Origin of the sequence: Streptomyces radicis (assembly GCF_003626575.1) — a bacterium.
Taxonomy (GTDB): domain Bacteria; phylum Actinomycetota; class Actinomycetes; order Streptomycetales; family Streptomycetaceae; genus Streptomyces; species Streptomyces radicis.
The window spans coordinates 1-24,652 of record NZ_RBDY01000050.1 but is presented as its reverse complement, the minus strand read 5'-3'; the positions used below and the strand labels follow the sequence as shown (position 1 = coordinate 24,652).

Sequence of the window (24,652 nt, the reverse complement as noted above, 5' to 3'; positions counted from 1 at the left end):
CCCCGCCGGGACGCGGCTCAACACCCGCAAGATCCACCAGAATCCGCTCACGCAAGCCATCCACCTGCGCGGAGTGCGACGCGTAGTCAACGGGAATGCGGCGGGCCCGCACCCCCTCCGCCTCGCAGGCGGCCAGCAGTTCGTCCAACGCGCCCGGCTCACCCGACACCACCGTGGCGCGCGGGCCGTTGACCGCCGCGACGGACAAACGCTCACCCCACGCGGCGATCCGCGACTCCACCCCCGCCACCGGCTCCGCCAGCGACACCATCCCCCCAAGCCCCGACAACCCCAGCAACGCCCTGCTCCGCAACGCCACCACCCGCGCGCCATCCTCAAGAGACAACGCACCCGCCACACACGCCGCCGCGATCTCCCCCTGGGAGTGACCGATCACCGCAGCGGGCTCCACACCATGCGACCGCCACAACCCGGCCAACGACACCATCACCGCCCACAACACCGGCTGCACCACATCAACCCGCCCCAACCACCCCCCATCACCAGACCGCAACACCTCGACAAGCGACCAATCGACAAACCCACCCAGCGCCGCCTCACACTCCCCCACCAACCCCGCGAACACCGGCGAGGAATCAAGCAGTTCGACCGCCATCCCCACCCACTGCGACCCCTGACCCGGAAACACAAACACCGGACGACCCGCCCCCGGCACCACCGAGCCGACCACCGAATCCGAGCCAAGCAGGACCGCACGGCGTTCGAGCGCGGCCCGGCCCGAGGCCAACGACCAGCCGACGTCGGCGAGTTGGGCGGAGTCTGCGGCGGCGACACGGGCGCGCACCCGTTCGATGAGCCCGTCCAGCGCGGCCTCCCCGGCGGCGGAGACCGGGAGGGGCACGGGGCGGTCGGGGGCGGCGGGGCCGTCGGCGGGCTGCCGCCATTCGTCCGGCTGCTCGATGATGACATGGGCGTTGGTGCCGCTCGCCCCGAAGGAGGAGATGCCCGCGCGGCGAGGGCGCCCGGCGTCGTGGGACCAGTCGACGGGCTCGGTGAGCAGCCGGACCTGGCCCTGGTCCCAGTCGATGTGCGGCGATGGCTCGTCCACGTGCAGCGTGCGCGGCAGCACCCCATGCCGCATCGCCTGCACCATCTTGATCACACCACCCACACCGGCGGCCGCCTGGGCATGCCCGATGTTCGACTTCAACGACCCCAACCACAACGGCCGTTCAGCATCCCGACCCTGGCCATAGGTCGCCAGCAGCGCACCCGCCTCGATCGGATCACCCAGCGTCGTCCCCGTCCCATGCCCCTCCACCGCGTCCACATCGCCCACCGAAAGACCCGCGGTGGCCAGCGCCGCCCGGATCACCCGTTCCTGCGAGGGCCCATTCGGCGCGGTCAGACCGTTGGACGCGCCGTCCTGGTTCACGGCGCTGCCCCGCACCACCGCCAGCACCCGGTGCCCGTTGCGACGCGCGGCGGAGAGGCGTTCGAGCAGCAACACGCCGACGCCCTCGGAGAATCCCGCGCCATCCGCTCCCGCGCCGAACGCCTTGCAGCGGCCGTCGGGCGACAGGCCGCGCTGGCGGCTGAACTCGGTGAACAACGCGGGCGATGACATCACGGTGACGCCCCCGGCCAGGGCCATCGCGCACTCGCCGTTCCGCAGCGACTGCGCGGCGAGATGCAGCGCCACCAACGAGGACGAGCACGCCGTGTCCACCGTGACGGCGGGGCCCTCGAGGCCGAACGTGTAGGCGATGCGGCCCGAGATCACGCTGCTCGACGCGCCCGTGGCGAGGAACCCCTCGACGTCCTCGGGAACGGTGTGCAGCCTGCTGCCGTAGTCGTGGTACATCACGCCCGCGAAGACGCCGATGTCCTTGCCGCGCAAGGACATCGGGTCGACACCGGCCCGCTCGAACACCTCCCACGACGTTTCGAGGAGGAGCCGCTGCTGCGGGTCCATGGCCAGGGCCTCGCGCGGCGGGATCCCGAACAGCTCCGCGTCGAAGTCCCCCGCGCCGTCGAGGAATCCGCCGTGCCGCGTGTACGAGGCGCCCGAACGCTCGGGGTCGGGGTCGTAGAGGCCGTCCACGTCCCAGCCCCGGTCGGCCGGGAACTCCCCTATGGCGTCGGTCCCTTGGGTGACGAGGTCCCACAGGTCCTCGGGCGACGCGACGCCGCCCGGGTAGCGGCAGCCCATGGCCACGATGGCGATCGGCTCGTCAACGGCCGTGGTGGTGGCGCGTCCTTGCTCGGGGGCCCGGTCGAGAACGCGCCGCCGGACGAGGTCGGCCAGGGCCTCGGGGGTGGGGTGGTCGAACACGAGGGTGGCGGGCAGGCGCAGGCCGGTGGCCGCGCCGAGGCGGTTACGCAGCTCGACGGCGGTCAGGGAGTCGAATCCGAGGTCCTTGAACGCCCGGCCCGGTGCGATGGCGTCGGGGGACGCGTGGCCGAGGACGGCGGCGACGTTCTCCAGGACCAGGGTGAGGGTGGCGTGGCGCTGCTCGGGCTCGGGAAGGGCGGCGAGCCGCTGCCGCAGCCGGGGCGCGGCGGGGGCGTCGGCGGCGCGGCGGCGCCTGCGCCGGGTGGGGCTGGCGAGACCGGCCAGGAGCGGCGGCAGGTCGGGCGACGCGGTGAGCGGCGCGAGGCGCGCGGCGAGCAGCGCGGCCCGTGCGGGGTCGGGCGCGGGGGTGGCCAGCGCGCGGTCGAGGAGGGCGAGGCCCTGGGTGGTGGTGAGGGGCTTGAGACCGCCGCGCTCCATCCGCGCCAGATCCGCCTCACCCAGACCACCGGTCATCCCACTGCGCCGCTCCCACAGCCCCCACGCCAACGACACCCCCGGCACCCCCCGCGCACGCCGAAGCCCCGCAAGCCCGTCCAACGCCGCGTTCGCCGCCGCATACGCCGACTGCCCCGCAGACCCCAGCACCCCGGCGGCCGACGAATACAACACAAAGACGGCCAAAGGCTGTTCACGCGTCAGCTCATGCAGATACCACGCACCATCCACCTTGGCCCGCAACACACCGGCGAGCCGGTCATCGGTGAGGGTGTCCACAAGGCCGTCGCCGAGGACGCCGGTGGCGTGGATGACGGCCGTGAGGGGGCGTTCCACCTCGGCCAACAGCCCGGCGAGCGCCGCACGATCCCCCACATCACACGCCACCACCCGCACCGAGGCACCCAACGCCCCCAGCCCCGCCACCAACTCCCCCACACCCTCGGCCTCCGGGCCACGCCGCGACACCAACAACAGATGACGCACACCATGCCCGACCACCAGATGCCGCGCCGCCTCCCCACCCAACGCCCCCGTACCACCCGTGATCAGCACCACGCCGTCCGGGTCGAGGGCGGGGGCCGTCCCCGGGTCGTCCACGACGCGTTCGAGGCGCGGCACATACAACCGCCCCTCCCGCCAGGCCAGTTGAGGCTCACCCGACGCCAACACCTCCCCCAACACCTCACCGGACGGCACCCCCTCACCCGACGCCAGCAACACCAGACGCCCCGGATGCTCCAACTGCGCCGACCGCACCAACCCCCAGACCCCACCCGCCACCGGATCACCGGACACCTCACCCGTGACCACCACCAAACGCCCCCCACCCGCAAGCGCCTCATGCACCACCCCCAGCGCACGCACCACCACCTCATGCACCGCACCGACCATGTCGTCCCGTCCTGACGCGGCGAACGAGACGACCGTGGCGTCCATATCCCCCGGCTCGGCGGGTACGGGTTCGAGCGGGCGCCAGTCGACGGCGTGGAGGGCGACGCCGTCCGGCGTGCCATGGGCGAGGTCGTCGGAGGCGGGGCGCAGGGCGAGCGACCGCACCTGGGCGACGGTCTCGCCCGAGCCGTCGGCGACGGTGAGGGCGACCCGGTCGGGGCCGAGGGGTTCGAGGCGCACGCGCAGCGCGGTGGCGCCGACGGCGTGGAGGGTGACGCCGTTCCAGGAGAACGGCAGCCGCCCGCCGTCCTGTTGGCCGGTCAGGCCCAGGGGGTGGAGGGCGGCGTCGAGCAACGCCGGGTGCAGGCCGTAGTGTTCGGCGTCTCCCACGGCCCGCTCGGGGAGGGCGACCTCGGCATACAGCTCGTCGCCGTGGCGCCATGCGGCGCGGAGCCCCTGGAAGGCGTCGCCGTAGGCGAAGCCGATCGCGGCGAGCCGCTCGTAGAGGCCGTCGAGGGGCAGCGGCTCGGCGTGGGCGGGCGGCCAACTGGCCAGCCCCGGGCCCGGCTTGTCGGCGCCGGGAGAGACGACGCCCTGCGCGTGGCGGGTCCAGGGGGCGGTGTCGTCGGGGCGCGAGTAGAGCCGCAGGGCGCGGCGCCCTTCGGGGCCCGGCTCGTCCACGACGAGCTGGAACCGCGCGTCGCCGCGTTCGGGCAGGACGAGCGGGGCTTCGAGGGTCAGCTCGTCGACGGTGGGGCAGCCCACGTGGTCGCCCGCCTGGAGGGCGAGTTCGAGCAGGGCGGTGCCGGGGAGCAGCACCGAGCCGTGCACGGCGTGGTCGGCGAGCCACGGCTGGGCGCGGAGGGAGAGTTGGCCGGTGAAGAGCAGCCCGTCGGCGTCGGCGAGGGCCACGAGGGCGCCGAGCAGCGGGTGTTCGGCGGTGCGCAGGCCGAGCCCGGCGGCGCTCGTGGTGGGGGCGGGGGCGTCGAGCCAGTAGCGCTCGCGCTGGAAGGCGTAAGTGGGCAGCGCGGCCGTGCCGTTGCCCGTTGCTCCGGTGACGCGGCGCCAGTCGGCGTCGGCGCCGAGGGCGTATGCCTCGGCGAGCGAGGTGAGGAAGCGGCGCGCGGCGGCCTCGTCGCGACGCAGGGTGCCGATCGCCGCGGCCTCGGCGCCCGCCGCCTCCGCGGTGTCCTGGATGGCGGCGGTCAGCACGGGGTGCGCGCTGACCTCGACGAAGAGGGTGTGGCCCGCGGCGACGAGGGCGCGAACCGTCTCTTCGAAGCGGACGGTGCCGCGCAGGTTGGCGTACCAGTAGGCGGCGTCGAGCCCCGTGGTGTCGTGCGGCTCGGGCGCGCCGGTGACGGTGGAGTGGAACGGGACGCGGGCGGCGCGCGGGGTGATCGGGGCCAGGGTGGTGAGCAGCTCGTCGTGGACGCGTTCGACCTGCGGGCCGTGGGAGGCGTAGTCGACGGGGATGCGGCGGGCGCGGATGTCCTCGGCCTCGCACGCGGCCAGCAGCTCGTCCAACGCGCCGGGCTCGCCCGAAACGACCGTGGCGCGTGGGCCGTTGACCGCGGCGATCGCGAGGCGGCCCGCCCAGCGGTCGAGGAGGGCGCGGGTGGCGTCGGCGGGCAGGGCGAGGGACACCATGCCGCCGTCTCCCGCGAGTTGGAGCAACGCCTTGCTGCGGAGGGCGACGACGCGGGCGCCGTCATCGAGCGACAGGGCGCCCGCGACGCACGCGGCGGCGATCTCGCCCTGCGAGTGGCCGACGACGGCGGCGGGCTCCACGCCATGGGCGCGCCACAGCTCGGCGAGCGACACCATGACCGCCCACAGCACGGGCTGGACGACGTCGACCCGCTCGAGCGGGGGCGCGCCGGGGTCGCCGCGCAGGACGCCGGTCAGGGACCAGTCGATGTGCGGGGCGAGGGCGCGTTCGCACTCCTGGACGCGGTCGGCGAACGCGCGGGCCGGTGAGTCGGGCGCCTGGGCGTCGAGGGCCTGGGCGTCGGGGGCCGCGTTCAGCAGGTCGACGGCCATGCCCACCCACTGTGAGCCCTGGCCTGGGAAGACCATGACGGGGCGGTCGGCGCCCGGGACGGCGCGCCCGGTGAACGCGCCGGGGCCGGGCGTTCCCTCGGCGAGCGCCGTCAGCGCGGCGAGTGCGCCGTCGCGGTCGTCGGCGACGACGACGGCGCGGTGGTCGAGGGCGGCGCGGGTGGTGACAAGGGCGTGGGCGACGGCGGGCAGCGGCGTCGCGGGGTGGGCGGCGAGGTGGGCGCGCAGCGCGGCGGCCTGGGCGGGGAGGGCGGTGGCGTCGGCGGCGTGCAGGACGAGCGGCGTGGGGCCATCGCCGTGCGGGGCGGCTGAGGGCTCGGCCGACGGCCCGGCGTCGACGGGCAGTTCGAGGATGGCGTGGGCGTTGGTGCCGCTGGCGCCGAACGACGAGACGCCGACGCGGCGCGGCCTGCCCGTCTCGGGCCAGGCCATCGCCTCGGTCAACAGCCGTACGTGGCCCGCGTCCCAGTCGACGTGCGAGGAGGGCGCGTCGACGTGCAGGGTGCGGGGCAGCACGCCGTGCCGCATCGCCATGACGGACTTGATGACGCCGCCGACCCCGGCGGCGGCCTGGGTATGGCCGATGTTGGACTTCAACGACCCCAGCCACAGCGGCCGTTCGGCGTCGCGTTCGCGTCCGTAGGTGGCCAGCAGCGCCTGGGCCTCGATGGGGTCGCCGAGCCGGGTGCCGGTGCCATGGGCCTCGACGCCGTCGATGTCGGCCGTGGTCAGGCCCGCGTTGGCGAGGGCGGCGCGGATGACCCGTTCCTGCGCGGGCCCGTTGGGCGCGGTGAGGCCGCTGCTCGCGCCGTCCTGGTTGACGGCGGAGCCGCGCACGACGGCCAGCACCGGATGCCCGTTGCGGCGGGCGTCGGACAGCTGTTCGAGCAGGAGGACGCCGACGCCCTCCGAGAATCCCGCGCCGTCGGCGGCGTCGGCGAACGCCTTGCAGCGGCCGTCGGCGGCCAGGGCCCGCTGGCGGCTGGACTCGACGTAGAGGTTCGGGCTGGCCAGGACGGTGGCCCCGGCGGCCAGCGCCAGGGTGCAGTCGCCCTCGCGCAGGGCGTGGCAGGCCAGATGGAGCGCGACGAGGGACGAGGAGCAGGCGGTGTCGACGGTGACGGCCGGGCCTTCGAGCCCCATGGTGTAGGCGATGCGGCCCGAGGCGACGCTGCCCGCGCTGCCGTTGTAGAAGTAGCCCTCGAGCCCCTCGGGCGCGCTCGGCAGGCGGGAGGCGTAGTCGTGATACATCACCCCGGCGAAGACCCCGGTGCGGCTGCCGCGCAGCGACGCGGGGTCGATCCCGGCGCGTTCGAACGCCTCCCACGAGGTCTCCAGCAGGAGCCGCTGCTGCGGGTCCATGGCCAGCGCCTCGCGCGGGCTGATACCGAAGAACGCGGCGTCGAAGTCGGCGGCGTCGTGGAGGAAGCCGCCGTGCCGCACGGAGGAGGTGCCGGGGCGGCCCGGCTCCTCGTCCCACAGCGCGTCCAGGTCCCAGCCTCGGTCGGTGGGGAACGGCGTGATGGCGTCGCCGCCTTCGGCCACGAGGCGCCACAGGTCCTCGGGCGAGCGGACGTCGCCGGGGTAGCGGCAGCTCATCGCGACGATCGCGACGGGGTCGGGCGTGCGCTCCTCGATCTCCTTCAGGCGCTGGCGGGCCGTGTGGAGGTCAGCCGTCACCAACTTGAGGTAGTCGAGCAGCTTCTCCTCAGTGGTCACCCCGTGGCCCGCCCTTCTCGCGGTCGATGATCTGCGCGTCGATGAAGGCGAAGACCTCGTCGGCCGTCGCGTTCCTCAGGACGGCGGCGATGTCCTCGCCGCCGGGTTCGGGCGCGGCCTTCCCCTCGGCCCCGGCCTCCGGCTCGGCCGCGGTCTCCTGGGCGGCCGTGCCGTCCGGCTCGGCCACGGCCGTCGGCTCGTGCGGCCGTGCCGTTCCCCGCCCGTCGCCGCCGGGCCACAGCAGCGCCCGCAGGTGCGCGGCGAGCCTGGCGGGCGTGGGGTGGTCGAAGACGAGCACGGCGGGCAGCCGCCGCCCCACCGCGCGGCCCAGCCGGTTCCGCAGGTCAACGGCCGTGAGCGAGTCGAACCCGACCTCGAGGAAGCCGCGATGCGGCGGAACGGCGTTGACCGACGCGTGCCCGAGCACCTCGGCCGCCTGGGCGCGCACGAGGTCGGTCAGGGCCCGTTCGCGGTCCTCGCCCGTCATCGGGTCGAGGCGCCGGCGCAGCGCGTCGGCGCCGCCCTCGGGCGCGGCGGCCGCGGCGCGGCCCGGCCTGGCGGCGGGGCGGGCGAGCGCCCTGAGCAGCGGCGCGACGTCCTCGCCGCGCAGCGCGGCCGGGTCGAGCCGCGCCGCGGTCACCACGGGGTCCGCTCCGCGCAGCGCCGCGTCGTAGAGGGCGAGCCCGTCGGCCGCGTCGAGCGGCAGCATCCCCGCGGCGGCGATGCGGGAGAGCGCGGCGCCGTCCAGGTGCCCGGTCATGTCGCTGCGCCGCTCCCACAGTCCCCAGGCGATGGAGGTCGCGGGCAGCCCGGCGGCCGCGCGGTGGGTGGCCAGGGCGTCCACATAGGCGTTGGCCGCCGCGTAGTTGGCCTGGCCCTGGCGGCCGAACGTCGCGGCCGCGGCGGAGAACAGCACGAACGCCGCCAGGTCGAGGCCCGCCGTCAGCTCGTGCAGGTGGGTGGCGACATCGACCTTGGCGCGCAGGACGCGGGTCAGCTGCTCGGGCGTGAGGTTCTGCACGACGCCGTCGTCCAGGACGCCACCGGAGTGGACGACGGCGGTGAGCGGGCGTTCGGCGGGGATGGCGGCGATGACGGCGGCGAGCGCGGCGCGGTCGGTGGCGTCACACGCGACGATGTCGGTCGTCGCGCCGAACGCGCCGAGCCGCGCGACGAGTTCGGCCGCGCCCGGCGCGTCGGGGCCGCGCCTGCTGAGCAACAGCAGGTGACGGGCGCCGTGTTCGGCCACCAGGTGGCGGGCGAGCAGCGTGCCGAGGGTGCCGGTGCCGCCCACCACGAGCACGGTGCCCTCGGGCCTTGGGCGGGGCAGCGGCTCGGTGGCGGCGGGGGCGTGGCGCAGTCGGGGCACCATGAACGCCCCGCCCCTGACGGCGAGTTGGGGCTCGCCCGCCGCGATGGCCGAGGCGACGGCGGCGGGGAGCGAGGCGCGGGAGGCCGGGTCATGGTCGATGTCGACCAGGACGATGCGGTCGGGGTGTTCGGCCTGCGCGGAGCGGAGCAGGCCCCACGCCGCGGCGGCGGCCAGGTCGTCGACGCCGTGCCCGGGCGCGGTCGCCACGGCGCCGCTCGTCACGACGGCCAGGTGCGCGGCGGTGGAGCGTTCGTCGTCGAGCCACTCCCGCACCAGGGTCAGGGCGCGCGCGGTCACGTCGTGGACGGCGGCGACGGTGCCGCGCGGGTCCCCTGGCTCGGTGCCGAGGTCGGCGAACACGACGTCCCCCGCGGCGTCCGCCACGTCGGCCCCGGCGGGCGCCGGGGTGGCGGGGAGCGGGGTCCACTCGACGCGGTGGAGGCCGTCATGGCCGCCGGGGCCGCGCAGTTGGTCGGCGGCAAGCGGGCGCAGCGCGAGCGACGCGACGGTGGCCACGGGCGCGCCGGTGCCATCGGCGAGCGCGAGGGACACGCCCTCGCGCGCCCCCGCCGCGTCCACGGCGGGCGTGAGGCGCACGCGGAGCGCGGTCGCGCCTGGCGCGTGCAGGGTGACGCCCGACCAGGCGAACGGGAGGCGGGCGGCGTCGGACTCGTCGACCAGCCCACCGGCGCCCATCGCCTGCACGGCGGCGTCGAACAGCGCCGGGTGCAGGCCGTAGCCGGAGCCGCCGCCTGAGCCGCCGCTCGGACCGCCGCCTCGGCCCGTGCCGTCGGGGAGGACGACCTCGGCCCACACCGCGGGCCGCGGGCCCTCGACGCGCCAGGCGGCGCGCAGCCCGCGGAACGCCGGGCCGTAGTCGATGCCCGTCTTGGCCAGCCTGGCCTGGAGTTCGACGACGTCGACGGGGGTGGCACCGGCGGGCGGCCAGGCCGCGAGGTCGAACGCGCCGGGCGCGGCCTCGGTGGCCAGGGTGCCCGTGGCGTGCCGCGTCCACGGCTCCTCGCCGCGGCGCGCGTGCAGGGCGACGCCGCGTCGGCCCTCGGAGTCGGGTGCGCCGACGGTGAGTTGGAGCTGGGTCTCGCCGTCCTCGGGGACGGTGAGCGGCGCTTCGAGGGTCAGCTCGTCGATGCCGCCATGGCCGGTGCGCGCGGCGGCGTGCAGGGCGAGCTCGACGAGCGCGGTGCCGGGGACAACGACCACGTCGTGGACCAGGTGGTCGGCGAGCCACGGGTGGTCGGCCAGGGACAGCCGCCCGGTGAACACGTGCGCGTCGCTGTCGGCGAGCGACAGCCCGGCGCCGAGCAGCGGGTGCCGCTCAGCGGCGAGCCCCGCCGCGGCCACGTCCACGGCGCCGACGGTGGCCGCGTCGAGCCAGTAACGGCCGTGCTGGAACGGGTAGGTGGGGACGTCGACGCGGCGGGCGCCGGGGAAGACCGTGCCCCAGTCGACGGGCACGCCATGGACCCAGGCCTCGGAGAGGGAGGCGAGGAAACGGGCAGGGCCGCCCTCGTTCCGCCGCAACGAGCCGATGGCGACGGCGTCTTCGAGCCCCGGCACCAGAACGGGGTGCGCGCTGCACTCGATGAACGCGCCGAAGCCGCGCTCCACCAACGACGCGGCCACCGGCGCGAAACGCACCCTCCCCCGCAGGTTGTCGAACCAGTACGCGGCGTCGAGGCGCGCGGTGTCCACCTCCTCGCCGGTGACGGTGGAGTGGAAGGGGACGGTGCCGGTGCGGGGCGTCAGCTCGGCGAGGTCGGCCAGGATCCGCTCGCGCAGGACCTCGACCTGCGCGGAGTGGGAGGCGTAATCCACCGGGATCCGCCGCGCCCGCACCCCCTCCGCCTCACACGCCGCCAGCAGCTCATCCAACGCCCCCGGCTCACCCGACACCACCGTCGCACGCGGCCCGTTGACCGCCGCCACCGAAAGCCGCTCACCCCACGCCGCGATCCGCGACTCCACCCCCGCCACCGGCTCCGCCAGCGACACCATCCCCCCGAGCCCGGAGAGCGCCAACAACGCCCTGCTCCGCAGAGCGACCACCCGCGCGCCATCCTCGAGGGACAACGCACCCGCCACACACGCGGCAGCGATCTCCCCCTGGGAATGCCCGATCACCGCAGCGGGCTCCACACCATGAGACCGCCACAACCCGGCCAACGACACCATCACCGCCCACAACACCGGCTGCACCACATCAACCCGCCCCAACCACCCCCCATCACCCGACCGCAACACCTCAACAAGCGACCAGTCCACAAACCCACCCAGCGCCGCCTCACACTCCCCCACCAACCCCGCGAACACCGGGGATTCGTCAAGGAGTTCGACCGCCATCCCCACCCACTGCGACCCCTGCCCGGGGAACACGAAGACCGGACGACCCGCCCCCGGTGCCACGGCGCCAAGCACCGGATCGGCGCCGAGCAGCACGGCGCGCTGTTGGAGCGCGGCCCGGCCCGAGGCCAACGACCAGCCGACGTCGGCGAGTTGGGCGGGGTCCATGGCGGTGGCCAGGGCGCGCACCTGCTGCATCCGCTCCGTCAGGGCGTCCTCGTCGGCCGCCGAGACGGGCAGCACAGGCACGAGCGGCACAGGCACGGGCGGCGACACCGGGGCGGTGGCCTCCGCGGCCTCGGGCTCGTCGGCCTGCTCGATGACGAGGTGCGCGTTGGTGCCGCTCATGCCGAAGGCGGACACGGCCGCGCGGCGTGGGCGCCCGGACTCGGGCCACTCCACCGCCTCGGTCAACAGCCGAACATCCCCCGCCTCCCAGTCCACCTGCGAGGACGGCCGATCGACATGCAGCGTCCGAGGCAGCACCCCATGCCGCATCGCCTGCACCATCTTGATCACACCACCAACACCGGCGGCCGCCTGGGCATGCCCGATGTTCGACTTCAACGACCCCAACCACAACGGCCGTTCAGCATCCCGACCCTGACCATAGGTGGCCAGCAGCGCACCCGCCTCGATCGGATCACCCAGCGTCGTCCCCGTCCCATGCCCCTCCACCGCGTCCACATCGCCCACCGAAAGACCCGCGTGGGCCAACGCCGCCCGGATCACCCGCCGTTGCGCCAACCCACTGGGCGCGGTCAGACCGTTCGACGCGCCGTCCTGGTTGATCGCCGAGCCGCGGACGACGGCGAGGACGCGGTGGCCGTTGCGGCGCGCGTCGGAGAGGCGTTCCACCAGGAGCACGCCGACACCCTCCGCCCAGCCTGTTCCGTCGGCCGCCTCCGCGAACGCCTTGCAGCGGCCGTCCGCCGCGAGCCCGCGCTGCCTGCTGAACTCGGTGAACACCTCGGGCGTGGCCATCACGGCAACGCCGCCCGCGAGCGCCATCGCGCACTCGCCGTTGCGCAACGACTGGGCGGCCAGGTGCAGGGCCACGAGCGACGACGAGCACGCCGTGTCCACCGTCACCGCGGGACCCTCCAACCCGAAGCTGTAGGCGATCCGGCCCGAGAAGACGCTGGTCGCGCCGCCGGTGAGCCGGTAGCCCGCGATCTCGGGCGGCGCCGACGTCTGGGTGAGCCCGGCGCCGTAGCCCTGGGGGGATGCGCCGACGAACACCCCGACGGACCGGCCGCGCAGGGCGGTCACATCGATCCCGGCCCGTTCGAACGCCTCCCACGAGGTCTCGAGGAGCAGCCGCTGCTGCGGGTCCATCGCCAGGGCCTCGCGCGGCGAGATGCCGAAGAGGCCGGGGTCGAACTCGGCGGCGTCGTACAGGAATCCGCCGTCCCGCACATACGACGTGCCGGGCCGGTCGGGGTCGGCGTCGTAGAGGCCGTCCACGTCCCAGCCCCGGTCGGCCGGGAACTCCCCTACGGCGTCGCCCCCTTCGGCGACCATGCGCCACAGGTCCTCGGGCGAGCGGACCCCGCCGGGGTAGCGGCAGGCCATGGCGACGATCGCGATCGGCTCGTCAACGGCCGTGGTGGCCGGGGCCCGTTCCGCTCGGGGAGCCTGAACGGGCTCGGCGCCGTAGAGGCGTTCGACGAGGTGGGTGGCCAGGGCCTCGGGGGTGGGGTGGTCGAAGACCAGGGTCGTGGGCAGGTGCAGCCCTGTCTCGGCGCCCAGGCGGTTGCGCAGCTCGACGGCGGTGAGCGAGTCGAACCCCAGCTCCTTGAAGGCGCGTTCGGGGGCGATGCCCGCCGGAGTGGGGTGGTCGAGGACGGCCGCGACATGCTCGGTGACGAGCGTCAGCAGGGCGTGCGCGCGGTCGCGCGGCGGGAGGGCCGCGTACCGTGCCCCGGGTCCGCCGCTCGGCGGCGCGGTGGTGGTGGTGGTGAGGACCGCGTCCACCTCGGGCAGGTCGCCGATGAGCGGCCGGGGGCGGGCGGCGGTGAACGTCGGCGCGAACAGCTCCCAGCGCACATCCGCGACCGCCGCAGTGGCGGCGTCGTCGGCGATGACCGCCTCGAGGGCCGTCACGGCGTCCTCGGGGGACAGCGCCGGAACGCCCCGCTGCCGCAGCCGGTCCACGCCCGCGTCATGGGCCATGCCGCCGCCCGCCCATGGGCCCCAGGCGATGGCCGTGGCGGTCAGGCCGCGGGCCCTGCGGCGCTCGGCGAGCGCGTCCAGGTGGGCGTTGGCGGCGGCGTAGCCCGCCTGGCCGCCGCTGCCCCAGACGCCCGCGATCGAGGAGAACAGCACGAACGCGTCCAGCGGTGTCTCGCCCAGGAGTTCGTCCAGGTGGCGGGCGCCAGCGACCTTGGCTCCCGCCACCTCGGCCAGGCCGGTGAGGCCCAACTCGGCAAGCGGGCCCTCCACGTTGACGCCCGCGGTGTGGACGACCGCGGTGGGCGGGTGCTCGGCCAGCAGGGCGGCGACGGAGTCCCGCTCGGCCAGGTCGCACGCGGTGACGGTGACGCGCGCGCCCAGCGCGGTGAGTTCGTCGCTCAGCTCGGCGGCGCCAGGGGCGGCGATGCCGCGGCGGCTCGCCAGGACGAGGTGGTCGGCGCCGTGGTGGGCCAGGCGGCGGGCGACATGGGCGCCCAGGGCCCCGGTGCCGCCGGTGATGAGGACGGTGCCGCGGGGGTGCCAGGGCTCGAAGGGCGCTGTGGCGGTGTCCCGTTCGACGCGGCGGGCCAGAAGTCCGCCCGCGCGCACGGCGAGTTGGTCCTCGTCGCGGCCCTCGCCGGGGAGCCCGGCCAGCACGTCGCACAGCGTGGACGCGGCTGAGCCTTCGGTCGGCAGGTCGATCAACCCGCCCCAGCGGTCCGGGTGTTCGAGGCCGATGACGCGGCCGAGCCCCCAGGTCATGGCCTGTTCAGGGCGGGGCGGCGCGTCGTGGGGCCCCGTGCCGACGGCTCCCCTGGTCACCAGCCACAGCGGCGCGTCGCAGCCCGCGTCGCCGAGTGCCTGGACGGCGAGCGCGGTGTGGGCCAGGCCCATGGGGATGTCGGGCTCGGCGGGGTGGGGGCGTTCGTCCAGCGCGAGAAGGGACACGACGCCGTGGAACGCGGCATCCGCCGCCTCCGCTGCCAGCCGGGCCGCGAGCGTTGCCCGGTCGGTGGCGGTCTCGAAGGGGACGGTGACGACGCGGGCGCCGCGCGCGGTGAGGGCGGCGAGGCTCGGGTCGGCGGGCGCGTCGGCAGGGACGAGGCCGAGCCATGTGGTGCCGGTGAGGTCGCCGGGGCCCTGGGGGGCGAGCGGGCGCCAGGTCACGCGGTAACGCCAGTGCCGCCAGGGCTCGTTCGCGCGCGCGAGGGCGTCGGGCAGGGTGGGCCAGTACCGGGTGCGCCGGAACGCGTAGGTGGGCAGGGGGCGGCGGCGCGCGCCCGTGCCCGCGAACAGGGCGTCCGGGTCCGCCTCGGCGCCGTGGACGTGGAGGCGCGCCAGGGCGGTGGCCAGGGCGCGGGGCTCGGGCCTGTCGGCGCGCAGCAGCGGAACGGCGGGGGGCGAGGGCCTGTCGGCGGGCGCGCAGTCGGGCACGGCGCCTGACAGGACGGCGTCGGGGCCGAGTTCGGCGAACGCGGTGGCGCCCTCGGCGAGCAGGGTGGCGACGGCGTCGGCGAAGCGGACGGTGGCGCGGACCTGCCCGGCCCAGTAGGCGGGCGAGCACGCCTCCTCGTCGGTGAGCGGGCGCCCGGTGACGGTGGAGACGACGGGGATGCGCGGCGGCGCGTAGGCGAGGGAGGCGGCGACCCGCAGATAGGCGTCGCGCATGCCGTCGAGGTGCGGGGAGTGGAAGGCGTGCGACGTGCGCAGCCGCTTGGTCCTGCGGCCGTGGGCGGCCCAGTGGGCGGCGGCCTCGTCGACCAGGTCGGCGTCGCCCGAGAGGACGACGGAGGTGGGTCCGTTGACGGCGGCGAGCGCGAGGCGTTCCTCGTGGCCGGTCAGGAGCGGCGTCACCTCATCCTCGGTGGCCTCGATGGCCACCATGGCGCCCCCTGAGCGCTGCGCCTGCATCAACGCCCCGCGCGCGGCGACGAGTCGGCAGGCGTCGGGCAGGGTGAGCACGCCCGCGACATGCGCGGCGGCCAGCTCGCCGACCGAGTGCCCCGCGAGGAACCTGGGCGCGACGCCCCAGCTCTCCAGGAGGCGGAAGAGGGCGATCTCGAGGGCGAACAGGGCGGGTTGGGCGTATGCGGTGCGGTCGAGCAGGTCGGGCTCGCCGTCGATGACGTCGCGCAGTGGACGCCCCAGGTGCCGGTCGAGCTCCCCGCACACCGCGTCGAACGCCTCGGCGAACGCCGGGAAAGCGGCCGCGAGTTGGGCGCCCATCCCGGGCCGCTGACTGCCCTGCCCCGTGAACAGGAACGCGAGGGCGGGCTCCGTCGCGGCCCGGCCCGTGACGACATCCGCGGTGGGGCGCCCAGTGGCGAGGCCGTCGAGGGCGCGCAGCAGTCCTTCGTGGGTGTCCGCGGTGACGACGGCGCGGGCGGGCAGGGCGTCGCGGGTGGTGCTCAGCGAGTACGCCAGGTCGGTCATGGCGCCGTGCCCGTGCCCGTACCCGCGCTCGGCCGCGAGGAACGAGCGCAGGCGGCGGGCCTGGCCGCGCAGCGCGTCGTCGTTCCTGGCGGAGAGGGGGAACAGTGGGACGGCGGGGCGTTCGTCCTCGGGGGCGTCGGGGCGTTCGGGCGCGAGAACGGGCGCGGCGGCGGGTCCGCTCGCGGGGGCCTGCTCGATGATGGCGTGCGCGTTGGTGCCGCTGATGCCGAAGGACGAGACGCCGAAGCGGCGCGGGCGGCCCGGCGCGTCCGCCCAGGGCAGCGGCTCGGCGAGGGGGCGCACGGCTCCGGCCGACCAGTCGACGTGCGGGCTCGGCGCGTCGAGGTGCAGGGACCTCGGCAGCTCGCCGTGGCGCATGGCCTCGACCATCTTGATGATGCCCGCCACGCCGGCGGCGGCCTGGGTGTGGCCGATGTTGGACTTCACCGAGCCGAGCCACAGCGGCCGTTCGGGGTCGCGGTCGCGGCCGTAGGTGGCCAGGAGCGCCTGGGCCTCGATGGGGTCGCCGAGCCGGGTGCCCGTGCCATGGGCCTCGACGGCGTCAACCTCGGCGGCGGTCAGCCCGGCATCGGTCAACGCGGCCCGTATGACGCGCTGTTGGGCCGGACCGTTGGGGGCGGTGAGCCCGTTGGACGCGCCGTCGGAGTTGACGGCGGTGCCACGGATGACGGCGAGGACGTCATGGCCGTGGCGGCGGGCGTCCGAGAGGCGTTCGAGCAGCAGGAGCCCGGCGCCCTCGCCCCAGCCCGTGCCGTCGGCGGCGGCGGCGAACGGCTTGCAGCGGCCATCGGCGGCGAGGCCCCGTTGACGGCTGAACTCCACGAAGAGGTCCGGGGTCGACATCAGGGTGACGGCCCCGGCGAGCGCGAGGTCGCACTCGCCGCGCCGCAGCGCGCCCGCCGCCAGGTGCAGGGCGACCAGGGCGGACGAGCACGCGGTGTCGACGGTGAGGGAGGGCCCCTCGAAGCCGAACGCGTAGGAGATCCGGCCCGACATGACGCTCGCGGCGGCGCCCGTCGAGCGGTAGCCCTCGGCCACGTGCGCGCCCTGCACGCGCGCCCCGGGCGCGGCCTCGGCGAGGAGCGCGGGGTAGTCCTGACCGTTGGTGCCCATGTAGACGCCGGTGCGGCTGCCGTGCAGCGTGCCGGGCGCGATCCCGGCGCGTTCGAAGAGCTCCCACGACAGCTCGAGCATGAGCCGCTGCTGCGGATCCATGGCCAGGGCCTCGCGCGGCGAGATGCCGAAGAAGTCCGCGTCGAAGTCGGCGACCGTGTCGAGGAACGCGCCCTCCCGCACATACGAGGTGCCCGGCGCGTCCGGGTCGGGGTCGAACAGCCCGTCGAGCCGCCAGCCGCGGTCCTCGGGGAACGGGCCCATCGCGTCCGTCCCCGAGCTGACGAGCCGCCACAGCTCCTCGGGGCTGCCCGCGCCGCCGGGGAAGCGGCAGCTCATGGCGACCAGCACGACCGGGTCGCCGTCGGGGCCAGCGTCCCCGCCCCCGGTCGAGGGCTCGGGCGGCGCGACGGGCAACTCGGCTGCGGAGCCGAGGAGTTCGGCGCGGAGGTAGGCGGCGAGCGCGGCGGGCGTGGGGTGGTCGTAGACGGCGGTGGCGGGCAGGCGAAGGCCGGTGGCGGCGTTGAGGCGGTTGCGGATCTCGACGCCGGTGAGGGAGTCGAAGCCGAGGCTCTTGAACGCCCGGCCCGGCTCGACCGCGTCGACGCCCGCGTGGCCGAGGACGGCGGCGACATGGCCACGCACCAGGTCGAGCAGGAGGCGCCCGCGCTCCCGCTCGGTGGCGTCGGCGAGGCGGCGGGCGAGCGCGGAGCCGCCGCGTTCCTCCTCGACCCGGCGGGCGGCGTCGGCGCGCAGGGCGCGGACCTCGGCGATGTCGTGGAGCAGCGGGCGGGTGCGGGAGGCGGTGAAGGCGAGGAAGAAGCGCTCCCAGTCGATCTCCACGACGGACACGCTCGCGTCGCCCGCGTCGACGGCCTCGCCCAGCGCGGTCAGGGCGCGTTCGGGGGCCATCCCCGCCAGGCCGTGGCGGCGCAGCAGGTCGGCGACCTCGTCCTGGTCGGCCATGCCGCCTTCGGCCCAGGCGCCCCACGCGATGGAGGTGGCGGTGAGCCCCTGGGCGCGGCGCTCCTCGGCGAGCGCGTCGAGGAAGGCGTTGCCCGGGGCGTAGTTGCCCTGGCCAGGGACGCCGAGGGTGCCCGCGATGGACGAGAACAGCACGAACGCGTCGAGCGGCAGGTCGCGCGTGAGGTGGTGGAGGTTGACGGCGGTGGTGACCTTGGCCCGCAGGGCGCGTTCGACCTGCTCGGGGCGGATGGTGTCCACCACGCCGTCGTCGAGGACGGCCGCGGTGTGGACGACGGCGGTGAGGGGCTGCTCGGCGGGGATGCCGTCGAGGACGGTGGCCAGGGCGTCGCGGTCGGCGGCGTCGCACGCGGCGATCGTCACGCGGGCGCCCAACGCGGCCAGCTCGTCGGTCAGTTCGGCGGCGCGTGGGGCGTCGGGACCCCGGCGGCTGACGAGGAGCAGGTGCTCGGCGCCGTTGCGGGCGAGCCAGCGCGCGACATGGGCGCCGAGCGCGCCGGTGCCGCCGGTGATGAGCGCCGTGCCGCGCGGGCGCCAGCGCCGGTCCTCGGGAACGGCGCGCGCGGGGGCGCGTGTCAGCCGTCGCGCGACCAGGCCCGAGCGCCGGATCGCGAGCTGGTCCTCGGGCGCGTCGCCCGGCTTGGCATCGGCGGCGCGCACGCCGGTGAGCGCGGCGATGAGGCGCGCGCCCCCGGTGGCGTCGAGGACGGGCGGCAGGTCGACGAGGCCGCCCCAGCGGTCGGCGTGCTCCAGGGCCACCACGCGCCCGAAGCCCCAGATGAGGGACTGGACGGCGCTGCCTGGGGCGTTGTCCTCGCCGCCGAGGCCCTCGGTGGCCACCGCGCCACGGGTCGCCAGCCACAGGGGGGCGGCGACGCCCGCGTCGCCGAGTGCCTGGACCAGGGTGACGGTGGCGGTGAGGCCCGCGGGGGCGGCGGCATGCCCTGGGCGCGGCTCCTCGTCGAGGGCCAGCAGGGACAGCACCCCCGTGGGCCGCTCCCCGCCGTCGGCGGTGACGGCACGCAGCAGGGCGGCGACGGCGGCGCGGTCGGCGTCGGCGGGCACGGCGACGGACAGCACGCGCGCGCCATGGTCGGCGAGCGCGGCGATCGCGCCGCGCGCGTCCGGGTCGTCGGCGCGGCGGGCGGGCACGGCGACCAGCCAGCGGCCCTCGGCCGCCGGGGCGGTGCCGCGCTCGGGGAGCGGGGTCCAACCGATGTGGTAACGCCAGGAGTTGGTGCCGGAGCGGGCCTCGGGCGCCGGGGGCGCTTCGAGCCAGAAGCGCTCGCGCTGGAACGCGTACGTGGGCAGCTCGACCGGGCGGCCCCCCGCGGGGGCGTGCAGGGCGGGCCAGTCGACCGGCGCGCCGTGCGCCCACGCCTCGGCGAGCGCGGCGGTGAAACGCTCGGGGCCGCCCTCGCCGCGGCGCAGCGTGGACAGGACGGCGGCCTGGCGTTCCTCGGCGCGGTCGGCGGACTCGGTCATGCCGACGGTGAGCACGGGGTGCGGGCTGACCTCGATGAACACCGTGTCGTGCGCGGCCAGCAGGCCGTCGACGGCCTCGGCGAAGCGGACGGTGGAGCGCAGGTTGCGGTACCAGTAGGCGGCGTCGAGGTCCGTGGTGTCGTGCGGCGCGGGCGCGCCGGTGACGGTGGAGTGGAACGGCACGGTCGCGGGGCGGGGCGCGATCCCGGCCAGCGCGGCCAGGATGTCATCGCGGAGCGCCTCGACCTGGGGCGAGTGGGAGGCGTAGTCGACGGTGATGCGCCGGGCGCGCACGCCGTCGGCCTCGCACGCCGCGAGCAGCTCGGTGAGCGCCTCGGGGTCCCCTGAGACGACGACGCCGCCGGGGCCGTTGACGGCGGCGAGGGCGAGTCGGCCGTCCCAGCGGGCCAGCAGCGGGAGCACGCGGGACTCGGGGGCGGCGACGGACACCATGCCGCCGCGCCCTGAGAGGGCGCGCAGGGCCTTGCTGCGCAGGGCGACCACGGCTGCGGCGTCGGCGAGGGTGAGGGCGCCCGCGACGCAGGCGGCGGCGATCTCGCCCTGGCTGTGGCCGATGACGGCGGCGGGCTCCACGCCGTGGGAGCGCCACAGCTCGGCGAGCGACACCATGACCGCCCACAGCGCGGGCTGGACGACGTCGACGCGTTCGAGGAGGGGCGCGCCGGGGGCGGCGAGGACGTCGAGCAGCGACCAGTCGACGTGGGGGGCGAGGGCGGCGGCGCACTCGCGCAGGCGCTCGGCGAACACGGGTGAGGCGTCGGCGAGTTCGAGGGCCATCCCGGCCCACTGCGAGCCCTGGCCAGGGAAGACGAAGACGACCTTGGCGCCGGTCAGGGCGCGGGCGCGCACCAGGCCGACCGACCCTGCGGCGTCGGCGTCGGCGTTCCCTGCCTCGGCGAGCACGGGGAGGGCGTCGGCGCCGGTGAGCAGGACGGCGCGGTACTCGAACGCAGCGCGGGTGGCGGCCAGGGAGTGGCCGATGTCGGCGGGGCGCGGCTCGGGGTGGTCGGCCAGGTGGTCGCGCAGCCTGGCGGCCTGGGCGAACAGGGCGGTCTCGGTGCGGGCCGACAGGATCCAGGGCGCGGGCGGCGCGGTGGCGTCGGCGTCGGGGCCGCCGGTCAACGGGGGCTCTGCGGGCGGCAGTTCGAGGATGGCGTGGGCGTTGGTGCCGCTGATGCCGAAGGACGAGACGGCGGCGCGGCGGGGGCGCCCTGTCTCGGGCCACTCCACGGCCTCGGTGAGCAGCCGGACTTGGCCTGTGTCCCAGTCCACATGGGAGGAGGGCGCGTCGATGTGCAGGGTGCGGGGCAGGGTGCCCCGGTGCATGGCCTCCACCATCTTGATCACGCCCGCGACGCCTGAGGCCGCCTGCGTGTGGCCGATGTTGGACTTCAACGACCCGAGGTAGAGCGGCCGTTCGGGATCACGCCCCTGACCGTAGGTGGCAAGGACGGCCTGCGCCTCGATCGGGTCACCCAGCGTCGTCCCCGTGCCATGCGCCTCAACCGCGTCCACCTCGGCGGCACCCAGCCCCGCACTGGCCAACGCCGCACGGATCACCCGCTGTTGAGCCGGACCGTGGGGCGCGGCGAGGCCGTTCGACGCCCCGTCCTGGTTGACGGCCGAGCCCCGCACCACCGCGAGCACCCGGTGCCCGTTGCGACGGGCGTCCGAGAGGCGTTCAAGCAGCAGCATCCCCACGCCCTCGGCCCAGCCCGTCCCATCCGCCGCCTCGGCGAACGGCTTGCACCGCCCATCGGCCGCCAGCCCACGCTGCCTGCTGAACTCCACGAATGTCCCCGGCGTGGCCATCACGGCGACGCCCCCGGCCAGGGCCATCGCGCACTCGCCGCTGCGCAACGACTGCGCCGCCAGGTGCAGCGCCACGAGCGACGACGAGCACGCCGTGTCCACCGTCACCGCGGGACCCTCGAGGCCGAACGTGTAGGCGACCCGGCCCGACGCGACGCTGCCGGTGTTGCCGGTGAGCAGGTGGCCCTCGAAGCCGTCGGGCGCGGTGTGCAGACGGGAGGCGTAGTCGTGGTACATCAGGCCCGCGAAGACGCCGGTGCGGCTGCCGCGCAGCGTGCCGGGGTCGATGCCCGCGCGCTCGAACGCCTCCCACGAGGTCTCGAGCAGCAGCCGCTGCTGCGGATCCATCGCCAGCGCCTCACGCGGCGAGATCCCGAAGAAGTCCGCGTCGAACTCCGCGGCGCCATACAGGAATCCGCCCTCGCGGACATACGACGTGCCCACCCGCTCGGGATCCGCGTCGAACAACGACGCCACGTCCCAGCCCCGATCCCCCGGGAACCCCGAGACGGCGTCCACCCCCTCGGCCACCAGCCGCCACAACTCATCGGGCGACGTCACCCCACCCGGGTAGCGACAGGCCATCCCGACGATCACCACCGGATCGTCACCGTTGTCGGCGGTGGGCAACGGCAATGCGGCTTCGGCCCGTTGGGCCTCCTCGGGCTCGCCCACCAGCAGGGTGCGCAGCAGGTCGGCGAGGGCGTGGGGCGTGGGGTGGTCGAACACGGCGGTCGAGGGCAGGCGGAGACCGGTGGCCGCGTTGAGCCGGTTCCGCAGCTCCAGGCCGATCAGCGAGTCGAACCCCAGCTCCTTGAACGCGCGCGCCGGGTCGACCGCGGCGGCGGTGCCGCGGCGCAGGACGTGCGCGGCCTGGGCGCGGACCAGCTCGGTGAGCGCCTCGTGCTGCTGGTCGGGCGACAACCCGGCCAGGCTGGCGGCGAGTTCGCCGCCTCGGCCCTCGGGCGCTGCCAGGCGCGGGCGGGCGGGGGCGGCGGTGCGGACGAGCCCGCGCAGCACCGTGGGCACGCTCTCCCCCGCGGGAACGGTCGGGCTGAGCGCCGCCGCGACGGCGACGGGCTCGCCGAGCGCGGCACCGGCGTCGAACAGCGCCAGCCCGGTGGCCGCATCGAGCGGCACGATGCCGCCCCTGGCCATCCTCGCCACGTCGGTGCCGCTCATGTCGCCGGTCATGCCGCTGCGTTCGGCCCACAGGCCCCACGCGAGCGAGACGGCGGGCAGTCCGAGGGAGCGCCGGTGGGAGGCGAGGGCGTCGAGAAACGCGTTGGCCGCCGCGTAGTTGCCCTGGCCAGGGCCTCCCGTGGTGCCGATGACGGAGGAGAAGAGAACGAAGGAGGTGAGGGGCTGATCGAGCGTCAACTCGTGGAGGTGCCAGGCCGCGTCCGCCTTGGGGCGCATCACGCGTGCGAGCCGCTCGGGCGTCAACGAGCCGATGAGCCCGTCGTCCAGGACACCGGCGGTGTGCACGACGGCGCTCAGGCGCCGCCCGCGGAGGAGCGCGGCGAGCGCCTCCCGGTCGGCGGCGTCGCACGCGGCGTGCTCGACACGGGCCCCCGACGCCGCGAGCTCGGCGGTCAGTTCGGCGGCGCCCGGAGCGTCGGGGCCCCGGCGGCTGACCAGCAGCAGGTCGCGCACGCCGCGCTCGGCGACGAGGTGCCGGGCGACCAGGCGCCCCAACGTGCCTGATCCGCCCGTGATCAGCACCGTGCCGTCGCCAACGGCGAACGGGGGCCGGTCCGTTGCGTCGGCCCTGGCGGCCGGTTCGAGGCGCGGCACAAGCACCGTGCCCGCGCGCAGGGCGAGTTCGGGCTCGCCGGAGGCGACGGCCGCGGCGGCGACGGCGCTCGCCAAGGGCTCGCCCTCGCTCCCCGGCTCCAGGTCGAGCAGCGTGAACCGGTCGGGGTGCTCGATGGCCGCGGAACGGACCAGGCCCCACACGGCGGCGGCCGCCGGGTCCTCGACGGCCTCGCCGGGCCTCGCGGCGACGGCGCCGCCGGTCACGACCACCAGGCGGCGCGCCCGGTCGGCGGGATCGGCCAGCCGGTCCCGCAGGGCCGCCAGCGCGCGCCCGGTGACCCCGCGCAGGGCGGCGGGGACGTCGGCGGCCTCGGCGTGCGGCCCCCTGAGGTCGGCGAGCGCCACGTCGCCGAGCTCGGGCGCGGCGAACCCCGCGTCGGCGAGCGGGGCCCAACGCGGCAGATACAGGCCGCCGTTGGCGTCGGGAACGCTAGGGCCTGTCTGACAATCCCCGGCGGGCTCGCGACGACTGGCATCCCGCCTGGCTGCGTTGCCGAATCGCGCGAGTACGGCTGAGTACGAGCTGCGATCCGGCGCCTTGCCAGGCGGGCGCCATCCGCCGCTCGCTGATCCACCGGGAATTATCAGACAGGCCCTAGGAAGGAGCGGCCCTGCGGCGCCGCGCAGCCGCAGGGAGGCGACCTCGGCGACGGCCCTGCCGTGCCGGTCGCGGACGGTGAGCGCCACATCGCCGCCGTCGGTCAGCCGCAGCCGGACGCGCAACGCCGACACTCCCGTGGCGTGCAGGGTGACGCCGTGCCACGCGAACGGCAGGCGGCACACGCCCCCGTCGCCGACGAGCACGTCGCGCGCCAGCGCGTGCAGCGCGGCGTCGAGCAGCGCGGGGTGCAGCGCGAAGTCCTCGGTGCCAGGGGCGGCGGCGGCCTCGGGCAGCTCGACCTCGGCGAACAGCTCCCCTTCGCCGCGCCAAGCCGCGCGCAGCCCGCGGAACGCCGGGCCGTAGCCGAAGCCGCCCTCGGCGAGGTGGTCGTACAGCGCCTCGGCGTCGAGGGGTTCGGCCCCGGGCGGCGGCCAGGGCGCGCCATCGGCGGGCGGCGGCGCGGTGGCCGCCGCCGGGGCGACATGGCCGGTGGCGTTCCTGGTCCAGCCGCCGGGCCCGTTCCCCTCGGGCAGGCGCGAGTGGAGGGCGATCGCGCGCCGCCCGTCGGACTCGGGTGCGGAGACGGTGAGTTGGAGGTGCACGCTGCCCGACGCGGGGAGAAGCAGAGGCGCTTCGAGGATCAGCTCGTCCACGTGCCCGCAGCCGACCTGGTCACCGGCGTGCACGGCCAGCTCGACCATGGCCGTGCCGGGCAGCAGCACGACGCCGCCGACGGCGTGGTCGGCGAGCCATGGGTGGGAGCGCAGCGAGATGCTGCCGGTGAGGAGATGGCCCTCGCTGTCCACCAGTTCGACGCCCGCGCCGAGCAGCGGGTGCGCGGAGCCGCGCATCCCGAGCCCGTCGGCGGAGGCGGCGGAGCGGGAGTCGGCGTCGAGCCAGTAGCGGCGGTGCTGGAAGGGGTAGGTGGGCACATCGACCCGACGGGCGCCGGGGAACACCGTGCCCCAGTCAACAGGAACGCCATGCGCCCAGGCTTCGGAGAGGGAGGCGAGGAAACGGGCCTGACCAC

Annotated in this window: 2 protein-coding genes; both read right to left on the bottom strand. The window is 75.9% G+C overall.

The annotated features are described in order from the left end of the window. Positions 1 to 7,426, bottom strand: a 7,426-nt coding sequence (locus D7318_RS31495; protein ID WP_120700669.1) for a type I polyketide synthase, incomplete at its 3' end; no start/stop codon positions are given. Further along, positions 7,416 to 24,554, bottom strand: coding sequence for a type I polyketide synthase (locus D7318_RS34420; protein ID WP_230424299.1), 17,139 nt, complete (start codon positions 24,552 to 24,554; stop codon positions 7,416 to 7,418). The genes D7318_RS31495 and D7318_RS34420, both read right to left, overlap by 11 nt. Between the last annotated feature and the right edge of the window lie 98 nt (positions 24,555 to 24,652).